The organism is Enterobacter sp. RHBSTW-00975 (assembly GCF_013615235.1).
Lineage (GTDB): Bacteria > Pseudomonadota > Gammaproteobacteria > Enterobacterales > Enterobacteriaceae > Enterobacter > Enterobacter ludwigii.
On sequence record NZ_CP055883.1, the window covers coordinates 3,217,175 to 3,232,954 of the forward strand.

The 15,780-nt window shown below is 57.0% G+C and carries 13 protein-coding genes; 7 read left to right on the plus strand and 6 right to left on the minus strand.

From position 1 onward, the window contains the following. Positions 1 to 113 precede the first annotated feature (113 nt). The 4 genes from ubiG to yfaE all read left to right on the plus strand — a co-directional run bounded on the left by ubiG (position 114) and on the right by yfaE (position 4,911). Positions 114 to 842 carry a bifunctional 2-polyprenyl-6-hydroxyphenol methylase/3-demethylubiquinol 3-O-methyltransferase UbiG gene (ubiG, locus tag HV340_RS15435; protein WP_014170964.1) on the plus strand — a complete coding sequence of 243 codons (729 nt, stop codon included), beginning with the start codon at positions 114 to 116 and terminating at the stop codon, positions 840 to 842. Positions 843 to 1,189: 347 nt separating this feature from the next. Then, positions 1,190 to 3,475, plus strand: a complete 2,286-nt coding sequence (nrdA, locus tag HV340_RS15440) for a class 1a ribonucleoside-diphosphate reductase subunit alpha (RefSeq protein WP_020883162.1) — start codon at positions 1,190 to 1,192, stop codon at positions 3,473 to 3,475. A 51-nt stretch (positions 3,476 to 3,526) separates the two neighbouring features. Further along, positions 3,527 to 4,657, plus strand: coding sequence for a class Ia ribonucleoside-diphosphate reductase subunit beta (nrdB, locus tag HV340_RS15445; RefSeq protein ID WP_014170966.1), 1,131 nt, complete (start codon positions 3,527 to 3,529; stop codon positions 4,655 to 4,657). Then, positions 4,657 to 4,911: a class I ribonucleotide reductase maintenance protein YfaE gene (yfaE, locus tag HV340_RS15450; RefSeq protein ID WP_014170967.1), complete on the plus strand. Its 255-nt coding sequence runs from the start codon at positions 4,657 to 4,659 to the stop codon at positions 4,909 to 4,911. Before nrdB ends, yfaE begins: the two co-directional genes overlap by 1 nt. 48 nt (positions 4,912 to 4,959) lie before the next feature. Here the strand turns inward: yfaE and glpQ are convergent, their stop codons facing one another. Further along, positions 4,960 to 6,012 (minus strand): glycerophosphodiester phosphodiesterase, encoded by a 1,053-nt coding sequence (gene glpQ / locus HV340_RS15455; RefSeq protein WP_063924736.1) that lies wholly within the window; start codon positions 6,010 to 6,012, stop codon positions 4,960 to 4,962. Positions 6,013 to 6,023: 11 nt separating this feature from the next. Continuing rightward, a complete protein-coding gene (gene glpT / locus HV340_RS15460; protein ID WP_025203601.1) occupies positions 6,024 to 7,376 on the minus strand; it encodes a glycerol-3-phosphate transporter in 1,353 nt (450 codons plus the stop codon). 255 nt (positions 7,377 to 7,631) lie between these two features. On the opposite strand from glpT, the gene glpA reads away from it, so the two are divergent. From glpA to glpC, 3 genes are read left to right on the plus strand one after another with little or no spacing between them, the layout of a single operon-like run. Further along, the gene (gene glpA / locus HV340_RS15465; protein ID WP_032678599.1) at positions 7,632 to 9,260 is read left to right on the plus strand and encodes an anaerobic glycerol-3-phosphate dehydrogenase subunit A; all 1,629 of its coding nucleotides are present in this window, start codon (positions 7,632 to 7,634) and stop codon (positions 9,258 to 9,260) included. After that, on the plus strand, positions 9,250 to 10,467 hold the full coding sequence (gene glpB, locus HV340_RS15470) for a glycerol-3-phosphate dehydrogenase subunit GlpB (RefSeq protein WP_047742954.1): 1,218 nt from the start codon (positions 9,250 to 9,252) through the stop codon (positions 10,465 to 10,467). Before glpA ends, glpB begins: the two co-directional genes overlap by 11 nt. Further along, positions 10,464 to 11,654 carry an anaerobic glycerol-3-phosphate dehydrogenase subunit GlpC gene (gene glpC, locus HV340_RS15475; RefSeq protein WP_063924735.1) on the plus strand — a complete coding sequence of 397 codons (1,191 nt, stop codon included), beginning with the start codon at positions 10,464 to 10,466 and terminating at the stop codon, positions 11,652 to 11,654. Before glpB ends, glpC begins: the two co-directional genes overlap by 4 nt. Positions 11,655 to 11,687: 33 nt before the next feature. Here the strand turns inward: glpC and HV340_RS15480 are convergent, their stop codons facing one another. From HV340_RS15480 to tctD, 4 genes are all read right to left on the minus strand, one after another. Next, on the minus strand, positions 11,688 to 12,887 hold the full coding sequence (locus HV340_RS15480; protein ID WP_014170973.1) for a nicotinamide mononucleotide deamidase-related protein YfaY: 1,200 nt from the start codon (positions 12,885 to 12,887) through the stop codon (positions 11,688 to 11,690). Between the two features lie 94 nt (positions 12,888 to 12,981). After that, positions 12,982 to 13,521, minus strand: coding sequence for a YfaZ family outer membrane protein (locus tag HV340_RS15485; protein ID WP_059306756.1), 540 nt, complete (start codon positions 13,519 to 13,521; stop codon positions 12,982 to 12,984). Positions 13,522 to 13,650: 129 nt separating this feature from the next. Then, a complete protein-coding gene (locus HV340_RS15490; protein WP_047356563.1) occupies positions 13,651 to 15,060 on the minus strand; it encodes a sensor histidine kinase in 1,410 nt (469 codons plus the stop codon). Then, positions 15,047 to 15,721: a transcriptional regulator TctD gene (gene tctD / locus HV340_RS15495; protein WP_014170976.1), complete on the minus strand. Its 675-nt coding sequence runs from the start codon at positions 15,719 to 15,721 to the stop codon at positions 15,047 to 15,049. The genes HV340_RS15490 and tctD overlap by 14 nt, the downstream gene beginning before the upstream one ends. Positions 15,722 to 15,780: the final 59 nt, after the last annotated feature.

Below are 15,780 nucleotides of genomic sequence, written 5' to 3' on the forward strand. Positions count from 1 at the left end.
AAAGGTCGCAAATTATAACACAGCCGCGGTGATTGAGGTAAACCAATAAGCTTTATTCAACCGCGCGGGCTGATATACTCCGAAGTCTTGCAAAATAAGGAGTAAAAGCGCCCATGAATGCCGAAAAATCCCCGGTGGCTCACAACGTTGACCATGAAGAGATTGCCAAATTCGAAGCGGTGGCATCCCGCTGGTGGGATCTCGAAGGTGAGTTTAAACCTCTGCACCGCATTAACCCGCTGCGCCTGGGCTATATCGCGGAGCGTTCCGGCGGCCTGTTCGGTAAGAAAGTGCTCGACGTCGGCTGCGGCGGCGGCATTCTGGCAGAAAGCATGGCGCGCGAAGGGGCCACCGTCACCGGTCTGGATATGGGCTTTGAACCGCTACAGGTTGCCCGTCTTCATGCGCTGGAATCCGGAGTGCAGGTGGAATATGTGCAGGAAACCGTCGAAGAACATGCGGCAAAGCATGCCCATCAGTACGACGTGGTGACCTGTATGGAGATGCTGGAGCACGTTCCCGACCCCCAGTCCGTGGTTCACGCCTGTGCAAAACTGGTGAAACCGGGCGGCCAGGTCTTCTTCTCGACGATCAACCGAAACGGAAAAGCCTGGCTGATGGCGGTCGTCGGGGCGGAGTATGTGCTGCGTATGGTGCCAAAAGGCACGCACGACGTGAAGAAATTCATCAAGCCTGCTGAATTACTGAGCTGGGTTGATCAGACGTGGCTCAAGGAGCAGCACATCACCGGTCTGCATTACAATCCATTGACCGATAAATTCAAACTCGCACCGGGTGTAGATGTTAACTATATGTTGCATACAACCGCCAAAAACGACTGACGTCATCCATTATTCTTATAAAGATTGCGCGACATCATGTTGCGCAATTCTGACCTCCCGTTGAAGAAATCAGCACTCGATCAAATTTTGAATTTTTTTTCTTAATTATTGACATCTCTTCCAGGCCTTACGGTACGAGGACTTAGCCTTTTTTACCCTTTGACAACCTCAATTTAACGTCAAAATCAACCCTTGTGCTGAAAAGATTCGATACTAGAATACTCACCATATAGCGTTTTTCTTATCGCAAACCCCCTATATGTAGTATTTATCCACAGAGTTAGTCACAAGACGGATCTGTGGATAAGCGGGGGATATTTTTTATTTCACGGACAGGTAAAACCCACATGAATCAGAGTCTGCTGGTGACTAAGCGCGACGGTACCACCGAGCGTATCAATCTGGACAAAATCCATCGTGTTCTCGACTGGGCAGCAGAAGGACTGAATAACGTATCTATCTCCCAGGTTGAACTGCGCTCTCACATTCAGTTCTACGATGGCATCAAGACGTCTGATATCCACGAAACCATCATCAAGGCTGCGGCGGATCTCATCTCCCGTGAAGCCCCGGATTATCAGTACCTCGCTGCACGTCTGGCGATTTTCCACCTGCGTAAAAAAGCGTACGGCCAGTTTGAGCCGCCAAAGCTTTACGATCACGTGGTGAAAATGGTTGAGCTGGGCAAATACGACACGCATCTGCTGGAAGACTATACGGAAGAAGAGTTCGAGCAGATGAACGGGTTTATCGATCACTGGCGCGACATGAACTTCTCTTATGCGGCGGTGAAGCAGCTCGAAGGCAAATACCTGGTTCAGAACCGTGTGACCGGTGAGATCTACGAAAGCGCTCAGTTCCTCTATATTCTGGTGGCCGCCTGCCTGTTCTCTAACTACCCGCGTGACACCCGTCTGGAATACGTGAAGCGTTTCTACGATGCGGTTTCCACGTTCAAGATTTCTCTGCCTACGCCAATCATGTCTGGCGTGCGTACCCCAACCCGTCAGTTCAGCTCATGCGTCCTGATCGAGTGTGGTGACAGCCTGGATTCCATCAACGCGACCTCCAGCGCCATCGTGAAATATGTCTCCCAGCGTGCCGGTATCGGCATCAACGCCGGTCGCATCCGTGCACTGGGTAGCCCGATTCGTGGCGGTGAAGCGTTCCACACCGGCTGTATCCCGTTCTACAAACACTTCCAGACCGCGGTAAAATCCTGCTCTCAGGGCGGCGTACGCGGTGGTGCAGCCACCCTGTTCTACCCAATGTGGCACCTGGAAGTGGAAAGCCTTCTGGTACTGAAGAACAACCGTGGCGTTGAAGGCAACCGCGTTCGTCACATGGACTACGGCGTACAGATCAACAAGCTGATGTACACCCGTCTGCTGAAAGGTGAAGACATCACCCTGTTCAGCCCGTCCGACGTTCCGGGCCTGTATGACGCGTTCTTCGCAGATCAGGATGAGTTCGAGCGTCTGTACACCAAATACGAAAAAGACGACAGCATCCGTAAGCAGCGCGTTAAGGCGGTTGACCTGTTCTCCCTGATGATGCAGGAACGTGCCTCTACCGGCCGTATCTACATTCAGAACGTTGACCACTGCAACACCCATAGCCCGTTTGACCCGGTGGTTGCGCCAGTGCGCCAGTCTAACCTGTGCCTGGAAATCGCCCTGCCGACCAAACCGCTGGAAGATGTTAACGACGAAAACGGCGAAATCGCGCTCTGCACCCTCTCTGCTTTCAACCTGGGCGCTATCAAGAGCCTGGAAGAGCTGGAAGAGCTGGCGGTGCTGGCCGTGCGTGCGCTGGATGCCCTGCTGGATTACCAGGACTACCCAATTCCTGCGGCAAAACGTGGAGCAATGGGCCGTCGTACCCTCGGTATCGGCGTTATCAACTTTGCCTACTGGCTGGCGAAACACGGTAAGCGTTACTCCGACGGCAGCGCGAACAACCTGACCCACGAAACGTTCGAAGCGATTCAGTACTACCTGCTGAAAGCCTCCAACGAGCTGGCGAAAGAGCAAGGCGCGTGCCCGTGGTTCAACGAAACCACCTATGCGAAAGGCATTCTGCCGATCGATACCTACAAGAAAGACCTGGATGCGATTTCTAACGAACCGCTGCATCTGGACTGGGAAGCGCTGCGTGAATCCATCAAGACTCACGGCCTGCGTAACTCCACGCTGTCTGCCCTGATGCCGTCTGAGACCTCTTCGCAGATCTCTAACGCCACCAACGGTATTGAACCACCGCGCGGCCACGTCAGCATTAAAGCGTCGAAAGACGGTATCCTGCGTCAGGTTGTGCCTGACTACGAGCTGCTGAAAGACAACTACGAGCTGCTGTGGGAAATGCCAAACAACGACGGTTACCTGCAGCTGGTGGGGATCATGCAGAAGTTTATCGACCAGTCGATTTCTGCTAACACCAACTACGACCCGACGCGCTTCCCGTCTGGCAAGGTACCGATGCAGCAACTGTTGAAAGACCTGCTCACCGCCTACAAATTTGGTGTGAAAACCCTGTACTATCACAACACCCGTGATGGTGCGGAAGACGCTCAGGATGACATGGCACCGTCAATTCAGGACGATGGCTGCGAAAGCGGCGCATGTAAGATCTAATGAAGGGCGGGGATATCCCCGCCTTTATTTCGTAAGACAGGACTCCAATTCATGGCATACACCACCTTTTCACAGACGAAAAACGACCAGCTCAAAGAGCCGATGTTCTTCGGGCAACCGGTCAACGTGGCACGCTACGATCAGCAAAAATATGACATCTTCGAAAAGCTGATTGAAAAGCAACTCTCCTTCTTCTGGCGCCCGGAAGAAGTTGACGTCTCTCGCGATCGTATCGATTTCCAGGCGTTGCCGGAGCACGAAAAGCATATCTTCATCAGCAACCTGAAGTACCAGACGTTGCTGGACTCCATTCAGGGCCGTAGCCCGAACGTGGCGCTGCTGCCGCTGATCTCCATTCCGGAGCTGGAAACCTGGGTGGAAACCTGGGCGTTTTCTGAGACCATCCACTCCCGCTCTTACACCCACATTATCCGCAACATCGTTAACGATCCGGCGGTGGTGTTTGACGATATCGTCACTAACGAGCAGATCCAGAAACGTGCTGAAGGTATTGCGCACTACTACGACGAACTGATCGAGATGACCAGCTACTGGCATCTGCTGGGCGAAGGCACCCACACAGTGAACGGCAAAACCGTCACCGTGAGCCTGCGCGCGCTGAAGAAACAGCTTTACCTGTGCCTGATGAGCGTTAACGCACTGGAAGCCATCCGCTTCTACGTGAGCTTCGCCTGCTCCTTCGCTTTTGCGGAACGCAAGCTGATGGAAGGTAATGCCAAAATCATCCGTCTGATCGCCCGTGACGAAGCCCTGCACCTGACCGGCACCCAGCATATGCTGAACCTGCTGCGCAGCGGTACAGACGATCCGGAGATGGCTGAGATTGCCGAAGAGTGCAAACAGGAGTGCTATGACCTGTTCGTGCTGGCCGCTCAGCAGGAGAAAGAGTGGGCAGACTACCTGTTCCGCGACGGCTCCATGATTGGCCTGAACAAAGACATCCTGTGCCAGTATGTTGAGTACATCACCAACATCCGTATGCAGGCGGTCGGGCTTGAGCTGCCGTTCAAAACCCGCTCTAACCCAATTCCGTGGATCAACACCTGGCTGGTATCCGATAACGTGCAGGTTGCGCCACAGGAAGTGGAAGTCAGTTCTTATCTGGTCGGGCAGATTGACTCTGAAGTTAACACCGACGACCTGAGCGACTTCCAGCTCTGATGAGCCGCGTAACGCTTAGCCTTTCCGGTACCGAAGTGCTGTGCCGGGAAGAACACCCTTCCCTGTTGATTGCGCTTGAGGCGCATCAGGTTGAAGTGGAGTATCAATGCCGCTCAGGCTATTGCGGCTCATGTCGCTGCCGTTTAGTCGCCGGACAAGTGGACTGGCTGACCGAACCGCTGGCCTTCATCAACGAAGGTGAAATTTTGCCCTGCTGCTGCCGGGCAAAAGGCGATATAGAGATTGAGATGTAAACCGCCCCTCCGGGCGACATAAAAAAGGGCCTTACGGCCCTTTTTCTTTTACTTCAAAAACTGCACGGCTTTATCCGGGAAATCGGTGAACAGCCCGTCCACCCCGGCCTGGTTATACAGCACGTCGTACAGCTGGTTTACGTCCGTCGCATAAGCCGGTAGCTGGTCCGCACGTACCGTATACGGATGAACCTGCATATGACTGGCGTGCGCCTCTTTCACCATTGCCGTCAGCTTGACGTGGCCTGGCGTTGAGCCTTCCGCCACCAGCATATGGTAATCCGGTCCGATACCGTCGGCGTACTGCGCGATCTGTTTCATTGCGCCCGGCTTAAACATCCAGTCGTAGTTGTAATTCACCCACGTGCCGTCGGGCTGTTTCTCCTGAGTTTCATTCCAGTCGGTGTAGGCAATCAGCTGTACCAGATTGAGATCCATCCCTCTCTTTGGCTCCAGCTCGGTTTTGATGCGCTTCAGCTCAGCGACGTCAAAACACTGCAGATAGACTTTGTCGCGCTTGCTGGTGTAGCCGTACTTTTTCAGCACGTCCAGCGTCTTCGCGGCAATGTCCTTCCCTTCCTGGTGGTGGAACCACGGCGCTTTTATCTCCGGGTAGATGCCGATGTTTTTCCCGGTTGAGTGGTTCAGTCCCTGAACAAACTCAATCTCTTCTTCGAAGGTATGAATGCGAAAATCAGATTTACCCATCGGGAAACGTCCCGGATAGACCTGCACCTTCTTGCCGTTTTCAACCTCGAAACCCTCGGTAAACTTCAGCGAACGAATCTCATCCAGCGTAAAGTCAATGGCGTAGTAGCGACCATCTTTGCGGGCGCGGGCCGGAAAACGCTCAGCCACGTCCGTCACGCGGTCAAGATAGTGGTCATGAAGGACGACCAGCTGGTCGTCACGGGTCATCACCAGATCCTGCTCGAGATAATCTGCCCCCTGCGCATAGGCCATCGCTTTTGCCGGGAGCGTGTGCTCTGGCAGATAGCCGCTTGCGCCGCGATGGGCGATAACCATTTTCTCGTTAGCCAGCGCTGAGCCTGTCATCAGGCCCGCCAGCAGCAGGCCCGTTGCTACGTAAGTTAATTTCATCAGCCTTCTCCTTATTGACGACGCGCCTGCATTTCGGCGTGATGACGTTTTTCACCAATCATCACCACAATCAACAGCAGCACCGCCAGCACGCTACCGCCAATCATCACCATAAAGCCGCCGTCCCAGCCGAAGAAGTCAACGGTGTAGCCCACAATGGCGCTCGCCGCGACCGAACCGCCAAGGTAACCGAACAGACCGGTAAAGCCGGCCGCCGTACCTGCCGCTTTCTTCGGCGCCAGCTCCAGGGCATGCAGACCAATCAGCATCACCGGGCCGTAAATCAGGAAGCCGATGACGATCATACAGGCCATATCGATTGACGGGTTACCCGGCGGGTTGAGCCAGTAAACCACGGTGGCAATGGTCACCAGCGTCATAAAGAAGACGCCCGTCGCACCACGGTTACCCCGGAACACTTTGTCCGACATCCAGCCGCAAATCAGCGTCCCCGGGATCCCGGCGTACTCATAGAGGAAGTAAGCCCAGGAGGATTTATCCAGCGCGAAATGCTTCACCTCTTTCAGATAGGTAGGTGACCAGTCGAGGATGCCGTAACGCAGCAGGTACACGAAGACGTTGGCCACCGCGATATACCACAGCAGTTTGTTGGGCAGGACGTACTTCATGAAGATCTGTTTGGCCGTCAGCTCTTCTTCATGCTGCTCGCTGTAATCATCCGGATAGTCGTTTTTGTACTCTTCAATCGGCGGCAGGCCACAGGACTGCGGCGTGTCACGCATCAGGGCGAAAGCGATAACCGCCACCAGAATGGCACCAAAGGCAGGCATATAAAGCGCGGCTTTCCAGTCGTTAAACCACGCCATCCCCAGCAGGAACAGCAGAGGTGGAATACCGCCACCGACGTTATGCGCGCAGTTCCACACCGACACGATGCCGCCACGCTCTTTCTGCGACCACCAGTGCACCATGGTGCGCCCGCACGGCGGCCACCCCATTCCCTGGAACCAGCCACAGAGGAACAGCAGCACGAACATCACGGCGATGCTGGAGGTTGCCCATGGCACAAAGCCCATGAACAGCATCACCGCTGCCGCCAGGATCAGACCCGCAGGCAGGAACACGCGTGGATTCGAGCGATCGGACACTGAACCCATGATGAATTTGGAAAAACCGTAGGCGATAGAGATCCCCGACAGCGCGAACCCCAGATCGCCACGAGAAAAGCCCTGCTCCACCAGATACGGCATGGCGAGCGCAAAGTTTTTACGTACCAGGTAGTACGCCGCGTACCCGAAGAAGATCCCCAGGAAGATTTGCCAACGCAGACGACGGTATAGCGGATCAATTTCTGCCTCTGGCAGACGCGCCCGATGCGGCGCAGGTTTGAAGATACTGAGCATGACAGCCTCCGTGGCCAGGTATTGAATTTACAGGGGTTTAACTGCCCCACACTCCAGAGAGGCGGCGATGTTAAGAAATCACGGTGATTGTTACTGTGAATCAACGCACAAATTGTTACAGAAATATGACAATGTGCGCAGAAAAGCGCATGGAATCACGTTTCACTTTCGAATTTCGTTCGTTTATGTTCGAAATCAAACAAACCACAGTTTTGATGTGGCTAAATGGTAAAAAACGAACACAGAGGGATAACAATGACAATTCACGATCCTCGCTACAGCGATGTGATTATCATTGGCGGTGGCGCGACCGGCGCCGGCATCGCACGCGACTGCGCCCTGCGTGGGCTGAGCGTCACGCTTCTGGAGCGCCATGACATTGCGACGGGCGCAACCGGGCGCAATCATGGTCTGCTACACAGTGGTGCCCGTTACGCGGTGACCGACCCCGAATCCGCGCGGGAATGCATTGCTGAAAACCAGATCCTCAGACGCATTGCCCGCCACTGCATTGAACCGACCAACGGTCTGTTCATTACGCTTCCCGAAGACGATCTCTCATTTCAGCCAACCTTTGTGACCGCCTGCCGCGCTGCAGGGATTGAGGCTGACGTCATCGACCCCGAACTCGCGCGTCGCCTGGAACCGTCTGTCAACCCGGCCCTTATCGGTGCGGTGAAGGTCCCGGACGGTACGGTTGACCCTTTCCGCCTGACCGCCGCGAACATGCTGGACGCCCGTGAACATGGCGCACAGGTTCTGACCGGGCAGGAAGTGACCGGGCTTATCCGTGAAGGGAACCGCGTCTGCGGCGTACGTGTTTTTGATACGCAGTATAAGGAGCATGGCGAACTGTACGCCGCCGTGGTGGTCAACGCGGCGGGGATCTGGGGGCAACGCATCGCGGAGTACGCCGAGCTGTCTGTGCGCATGTTCCCGGCAAAAGGCTCGCTGCTGATCCTCGACCACCGCATTAACAACCACGTGATCAACCGCTGCCGCAAACCTTCTGATGCCGACATCCTGGTGCCGGGCGATACCATTTCGCTTATCGGCACCACCTCAACCCACGTGGACTATAGCGAGATTGATTACAACCGCGTGACCGCCGACGAGGTGGATATCCTGCTGCGCGAAGGGGAAAAGCTGGCCCCTGTGATGGCGCAGACCCGAATTCTTCGCGCCTATGCTGGCGTGCGCCCTCTGGTGGCGAGCGATAACGACCCGAGCGGGCGCAACGTCAGCCGTGGCATCGTGCTGCTCGACCACGCCGCGCGCGATGGCCTGGACGGGTTTATCACCATCACCGGCGGCAAGCTGATGACCTACCGCCTGATGGCCGAGTGGGCAACCGATGCCGTCTGCCGCAAGCTGGGTAATAGCGAACGGTGTGTGACTGCAGAGCAACCTCTGCCCGGCTCGCGTCAGTCCACCGAGAAAACGCTGCAAAAAATCATCTCCCTTTCCGCCCCCCTGCGCGGTTCCGCCATCTATCGCCACGGAGACCGCACGCCGGTCTGGCTGGGGGAAGGACGGCTGAGCCGTAGCCTGGTGTGTGAATGCGAAGCCGTCACGGCGGGTGAAGTGCAATACGCCGTGGAGAATCTGACCGTCAACAGCCTGCTTGATTTACGTCGGCGCACCCGCGTGGGCATGGGCACCTGCCAGGGTGAGCTGTGCGCCTGCCGTGCCGCCGGGTTGTTACAACGTTTTCATACCACCACTGCCACCCAGTCGCTGGCACAACTCAGTGATTTCCTGAACGAACGCTGGAAAGGCATTCAGCCTGTCGCCTGGGGTGATGCACTGCGTGAAAGCGAGTTTACCCGCTGGGTCTACCAGGGGCTGTGCGGTCTTGAGAAGGAGCAACAGGATGAAATTTGATACCGTGATTGTCGGTGGTGGGCTGGCGGGTCTGCTCTGTGGTATCAGGCTAACGAAGCAGGGGCTGCGCTGCGCCATCATCACCCGGGGCCAGAGCGCACTGCACTTCTCGTCGGGTTCGCTGGATCTGCTGGATGAGGCATATCGCGATGCCCTGCCGCCAGAGCATCCCTATAACCTGACGGGCAGAGACACCGTCGACCGCTTCGCCCATGAAGCCGAAACCCTTCTGGCCGAGTGCGGCGCACGGCTGCAGGGTAACGCCCGGAAAAATCATCATCGGGTTACTCCGCTCGGCACCCTGCGCTCTGCCTGGCTCAGCCCGGAAGAGGTGCCTGTTGCCCCCTTCAACGCAGGACGGGTCCTGGTCGTGGGTATTAGCGGTTTTCTTGATTTTCAGCCCCACCTCGCTGCGGCATCGCTCTGTCGCCAGGGCGTGAACGCACACACGGCTGAGATAGAGCTTCCTGAGCTTGACGTCCTGCGCGACAACCCGAGCGAGTTTCGCGCGGTGAATATTGCCCGTTTTCTCGATAACGACGATAAATGGCCGCTGCTGTATGCCGCGCTCCGGCCGCTGGCCGAAGGTTGCGACACGCTGTTTATGCCCGCCTGCTTTGGCTTAAGCGACAACCGGCTCTGGCGCTGGCTCTCGGATCGCCTGCCCTGCTCGCTTGGCCTGCTGCCGACGCTTCCCCCTTCTGTTCCCGGCATTCGCCTGCATACCCAGCTTCAGCGGCGGTTTATCGCTCAGGGTGGCGTGTGGATGGCGGGTGACGAGGTGAAAAAAATCACCCTGACGGATGGTTCGGTGAGCGAAGTCTGGACGCGTAATCACGCTGATATTCCGCTTCGCGCGCGTTATACGGTGCTGGCAAGCGGCAGTTTCTTCAGCAACGGGCTGCTGAGCCGTCGGGACGGCATCCAGGAGGCCATTATGGGGCTGGATGTCCGGCAAACGCCCTCCCGCGCGGACTGGTATCAGAGTGATTTCTTCACCCCACAACCCTGGCAGCAGTTCGGCGTGATTGTCGATAAGCAACTGCACCCGCAACTTTCTGGTCAGCCGGTCAGTAATCTCTATGCCATTGGCTCTCTTCTGGGGGGATACGATCCCATCGCTCAGGGTTGCGGCGGCGGGGTCTGCGCCATCACGGCGCTGTATGTGGCAGAGCAAATTGGCCAGCGCATGGAGGCTGAGCAATGAACGATACCCGGTTTGAAAGCTGCATCAAATGCACAGTTTGTACCACCGTCTGCCCGGTCAGCGGTGTGAATCCGCGCTACCCGGGCCCGAAACAGGCCGGACCTGACGGCGAGCGCCTGCGTCTTAAAGACGGTGCGCTGTACGATGAGGCGCTGAAATACTGCATCAACTGTAAACGTTGCGAAGTGGCCTGTCCGTCGGACGTGAAAATCGGCGATATCATCCAGCGAGCCCGCGCGCGTTACAGCACGCAAAAGCCGTCCCTGCGCGATGCGATCCTGAGTCACACCGACCTGATGGGCAGTGTCTCCACGCCTTTTGCCCCGCTGGTGAATGCTGCAACGTCTCTCAAGCCGGTGCGAAAACTGCTGGATGCGACGCTGAAGATAGACCACCACCGCAGCCTGCCAAAATACTCTCACGGTACCTTCCGACGCTGGTATACATCCGTGGCAGCGGAACAGGCGCAGTACACCGATCAGGTCGTGTTCTTCCACGGCTGCTATGTCAACTACAACCACCCGCAACTGGGAAAAGATCTGCTGAAGGTACTCAACGCGATGGGGACCGGCGTGCAGCTCCTGAATAAAGAGAAGTGCTGCGGTGTGCCGTTGATTGCCAACGGTTTTACCAATAAGGCGCGCAAACAAGCCAAAAGCAACGTCACGTCCCTGCGCGAGGCCATCGTTGATAAAGGAATTCCGGTGCTGGCCACCTCGTCCACCTGTACCTTCACCCTGCGTGATGAGTATCCGCACCTGCTGGACGTGGATAACACCGGTCTGCGCGAGCACATTGAGCTGGCGACGCGTTTCCTGTGGCGCAAACTGGACAGCGGGCAGACGCTGCCGCTGCGGGAACTACCGCTGAAAGTGGTGTATCACACACCGTGTCATATGGAGAAAATGGGCTGGTCGCTCTATACGCTTGAGCTGTTGCGGCTCATTCCGGGGCTGGAGCTGACGGTGCTGGACTCGCGCTGCTGCGGCATCGCGGGCACTTACGGCTTTAAGCGAGAAAACTACGAAACGTCACAGGCGATCGGCGCCCCGCTGTTTCGCCAGATTGAAGAGAGTGGCGCAGACATCGTGGTCACCGACTGCGAAACCTGCAAGTGGCAGATAGAGATGTCTACCAGCAAGCGCTGCGAGCATCCGATCACTCTGCTGGCGAAGGCGCTGGGCTAAACCGTGCCGGGGCAAAACGCCCCGGCAAAGGCATCACTCAACAAACAGCGATTCGACAACATTAATCCAGCCGTGCTCGCTGGCCACCTCTTTACCCTTCAGCCAGCGGCGCAGCATGTTCAGCGCCATCATGGCGCAGACCTCCTGACGTACCGCCAGACTGTGGCGAGTAATGCTCATTTTAACCCGCAAAGCATACGTGCCTTCCGGCGTCGCCAGCGCAAAGTTGAGATGTTCCTCATCCAGCCCCCCCACAAACAGCGCCAGGCCAGCAAAATGTTTCACCCTTCTTTCCGAAGCCCAGCGCGCGGTCTGCGCCAGCGTTTCCTGCTGGAACGGCACCACTTCACTGGCCAACAGCGGCGCACTGGCGCGCGACAGCTGTAGCGCCAGCAGGCCGCCGGTGAACTGTTCGCTTAAGGTCACGCTCAGCTGCCGAGACTGCAGATGTGACGCAATCTGCGCCGGCAGCCCCTCGGTGCCTTCAAAGATCAGGCTTTCACCTGCGACGCGCTGCACCTCCGGCCAGAGCGCCAGCATCGCCGCCTTCTCTGAGGCCGGTCCTGTCAGCTTGAGTTCAATGATAGGCATGGAGGAGCGGTAGCCCATTGAGACACCGGGTGGCAGGGAGAGATGATCAAGACTCTGGGCCAGATCGCTTTCGGAGCGGCCAAACGTGGTCAGACGCAGGCAGAGCGGAGGCTCAGGCAGGGTAAAACGTTCGCGAAGGCGCGGCAGGATCTGCTGCTCGACCATCACTTTAAATTCTGACGGTACGCCCGGCGTGAAGAACATCAGGCAGCGGTTCAGCGTAATGGCAAACCCACACGCGGTACCCACGGGGTTATCGACCAGTTCGGCGCTGGCGGGAATTTCCGCCTGCTTGCGGTTGCTGGGTGCCATAACACGGCCACGTTCTGAGAAGAAACGCTCCATCTGCGCCAGCCACTCTTCATGCAGCACCAGCCCTTCACCTTTTGCGGTCGCGGCGGCCAGGGCGCTGAGATCGTCGCTGGTGGGACCGAGCCCGCCGTTCACAATCAACACGTCGGCGTGTTCGCTACGCTCGCGCAGCACATTCACCAGTGACTCAAGATTGTCGCCCACCGTATTGCGGCGCGTTAACGGTAATCCTTGCTCAAAGAAAAGATCGGCAAGCCAGGCAGCATTGGTATCAATAATTTGTCCATGCAGCACTTCGTCGCCGGTGGATAACATCTCCACGTTAATCATTGTGTTCTCCCGCTTATATGGTCAAAACACTATAGCGCAAATGGATGTCGGGAGAAGAGAGAAACTGGCGCGACAGAATGCCGCGCCGGCGTGATTAGAACCCTGCGCTGACCCCCACGTACGGGCCGTCAGCCAGTGCGTTGTCGCGGTTGCCGTCTTTACCCGCCAGGTTCAGATAGCGATAGCCTGCTTCAATCGTAATCGGACGCATGATGGTCCAGCGCGCGCCCGCGTTGGCTTCTTCATAGCTGTCGATACCGCTGGAGAGCGAATCCGGTGAGTAGTAATACTCGCCGAACAGGCCGAAGCTATCACCAATTTTCCACTGCAGGCCGCCGCCTACCGCCGCCGCGTAACCTTCATCACCGTCGTTCGGGTTAGTGTAAATCCCCTTACCGCCCACGGTGGCCAGGAACGGGCCAAGCGGAATGTTCAGACCCAGACCGAGGCTTGCCGCATCGCCATCGTCATCGTTATGTGTCCAGCCGCCGGTCATCGCCAGACCGGAGGTCTCGGTCCCAAGGCCAAAGCCGAGGTGAGTATAATCCTGACCCGCCGAGCCGTTGAAGCTGATGGCGTTCGCCGCCGAAGAAATAACCATCAGGCCTAAGCCCACTAATGCCACTTTTTTCATTGTCGTGATCCCGCACAATTTTATAGAGAAGTCCCAAAACCGCGAGATTTTAACCTGAGTCGCCCGGGGATCAAGCACTCTGCGTGCGGCAGGCGAGTAGTTTGTAACGATTTGATACCCGGTGTTTTTTTACGTGAGCAGCAGAAAACGCATTTTAACGCTCAGGCCACCCAGCGTTTCGCTGCGCGTCAGCTGCAAAGGACTTCGGTGCAGACGGGCAATATCAGCGGCCAGCGCCAGCCCGATCCCTGACCCGGCGGCATCTCCGACGTTATCCAGCCGGTGGAAAGGCAGCATCGCCTGCTGGATCTGGTCCTCTTCGATGCCCGGACCACTGTCCTCCACGCTCAGCTCAACGGCGCCCTGATCTGTTCGCAGGAACACGGTCACTGTCCCTTCTGCAGGGGTATATTTGATCGCATTCTCCAGCAGGTTGGCGCACAACTCCCCCAGCAGCACGTCATCGCCTTCGATCATGACCGGCTGCTGAAGACCGTCATAGCCCAGGTCAATCGCTTTACTGCGCGCCTGCGCCAGCCGGGAGAAGCAGCAGTTTTGCACCACCTGAACCAAATCCACCGGCGCAAACTGGCCCTCCCCCTGCTCCTTACGCTTCACAGCGGAAAGCTGCAGCAGCCGTTCGGTCAGTACAATGGTGTCATCCAGGGTCGCATTCATTGCCCGCAGGCTCTCCTGCCACAGGGCGGGATCCTGACGCATCAGGGCAACGGAGACCTGGGTTTTCAGCACCGCCAGCGGGGTTTTGAGCTGATGCGAGGCATCCGCGTTGAAACGTTCCTGACGCGACAGCACGCCGCGCAGCCTGTCGATATAGCGGTTGAACGCCACAATCAGCAGCCGGGTCTCAGACCAGGGCAACAACTCCGGCAGCGGCGCGAGCAGGCCTGGATCACGACGCACCATCAACGAAGAGAGCTGGCGCATTGGCCGCAGTACGCGACGCAACAACCACGCGGTCAACACCAGGGTCAGCAGCACCAGCAATCCCTGAGAGACCCATGATGAAAAGAGCAACTGACTGGCGAGATAGCGGCGGGACTGGAGCGTCTCCGCAACATAAATCTCCGCCATGCCGACGATATTCCCTTCATTGACGGGCTGCAGCAGACGCGCGACACGGATCGCCTGCCCGCGGTATTCGGTGTGATAAAACCAGGCCAGCGCCGGATAGAGCGTGGTACGGGATGTTGCCGGGGGCATCCGGGGCAGATCGTCATAACCCGAGATCACCCGCCCGTCGGGATCAACCACTTTATAATAGAGCCGGTCGTTCATATTGAGTTCAAAGCTGTCGAGCACCACCCAGGGAACATTCACGCCCAGCCTGCCGTCGTGAACCTCTAGCCGTTCCGATATTGTTCGGGCAGAGGATAACAGCGTGCGGTCGTAAGCCTGCGTGGCCGCCTGCAATGCGCTGACATAGCTGTTAAATGCCGACAACCCCCACAGCAACAACAACGGAAGCCCAAGAAACAGCAGCAGCTGCAGGTAAAGCGACTGCGGCTTAACCCACCTCATCGCCGCACTCCAGCACATAACCCAGTCCGCGAAGGGTGGTAACCCTCACGCCGCTACCGCTGAGCTTTTTGCGCAGACGATGAATATAGAGATCGATACTCTCCGGGCTAACGTCGTCATTCAGGCTAAACACCTGATCGAACAGCTGCTGCCGGGATACGGGGCGGGTCCGGCGATGCATCAACACCTTCAGTAGCGACAGTTCACGTGGCGTGAGCGACAGAGGCTCGTCGCGCAGCAGGAAAAAGCCTTCGTCGTCATATTCCAGCTCCCCAAGGCGCTGACGCTCCTGCGTTCGCCCTTCGCTTCTGCGCAACAGGGCGCGCAGCCGCGCATCAAGCTCCTCCAGCTCAAACGGTTTCGGCAGATAATCATCCGCCCCGGCGTTGAGCCCTTTCACCCGGTCCGCCACGTTGCTGCGCGCGGTGAGAAACAGGACGGGCAGCGTCTGACCGCGTTTACGCAGACGATGCACGACCTCCAGACCGTCAAAGCCGGGCATGCCGATGTCCAGGATGGCAACCGCATAGCTTTCTCCCTGCAGCAGATGGTCGGCGGCGCGCCCGTCAGAAACGCAGTCCACGGCAAAGCCCTCCTGCACCAGCGCTTTCTCCAGCCAGTGAGCCAGCTCACGATTATCTTCCGCGAGTAAGAGACGCATATCACATCCTGTAAAGTTGGTGTCGCATTGAAAGGGAAATGAAAGGTTATTGTTTTAAC

Excerpts from the sequence above, each read along its gene's own strand:
- ubiG (WP_014170964.1), top strand. The coding sequence starts at position 114 with ATGAATGCCGAAAAATCCCCGGTGGCTCACAACGTTGACCATGAAGAG.
- nrdA (WP_020883162.1), top strand. The coding sequence starts at position 1,190 with ATGAATCAGAGTCTGCTGGTGACTAAGCGCGACGGTACCACCGAGCGT.
- nrdB (WP_014170966.1), top strand. The coding sequence starts at position 3,527 with ATGGCATACACCACCTTTTCACAGACGAAAAACGACCAGCTCAAAGAG.
- yfaE (WP_014170967.1), top strand. The coding sequence starts at position 4,657 with ATGAGCCGCGTAACGCTTAGCCTTTCCGGTACCGAAGTGCTGTGCCGG.
- glpQ (WP_063924736.1), bottom strand. The coding sequence starts at position 6,012 with ATGAAATTAACTTACGTAGCAACGGGCCTGCTGCTGGCGGGCCTGATG.
- glpT (WP_025203601.1), bottom strand. The coding sequence starts at position 7,376 with ATGCTCAGTATCTTCAAACCTGCGCCGCATCGGGCGCGTCTGCCAGAG.
- glpA (WP_032678599.1), top strand. The coding sequence starts at position 7,632 with ATGACAATTCACGATCCTCGCTACAGCGATGTGATTATCATTGGCGGT.
- glpB (WP_047742954.1), top strand. The coding sequence starts at position 9,250 with ATGAAATTTGATACCGTGATTGTCGGTGGTGGGCTGGCGGGTCTGCTC.
- glpC (WP_063924735.1), top strand. The coding sequence starts at position 10,464 with ATGAACGATACCCGGTTTGAAAGCTGCATCAAATGCACAGTTTGTACC.
- HV340_RS15480 (WP_014170973.1), bottom strand. The coding sequence starts at position 12,887 with ATGATTAACGTGGAGATGTTATCCACCGGCGACGAAGTGCTGCATGGA.
- HV340_RS15485 (WP_059306756.1), bottom strand. The coding sequence starts at position 13,521 with ATGAAAAAAGTGGCATTAGTGGGCTTAGGCCTGATGGTTATTTCTTCG.
- HV340_RS15490 (WP_047356563.1), bottom strand. The coding sequence starts at position 15,060 with ATGAGGTGGGTTAAGCCGCAGTCGCTTTACCTGCAGCTGCTGCTGTTT.
- tctD (WP_014170976.1), bottom strand. The coding sequence starts at position 15,721 with ATGCGTCTCTTACTCGCGGAAGATAATCGTGAGCTGGCTCACTGGCTG.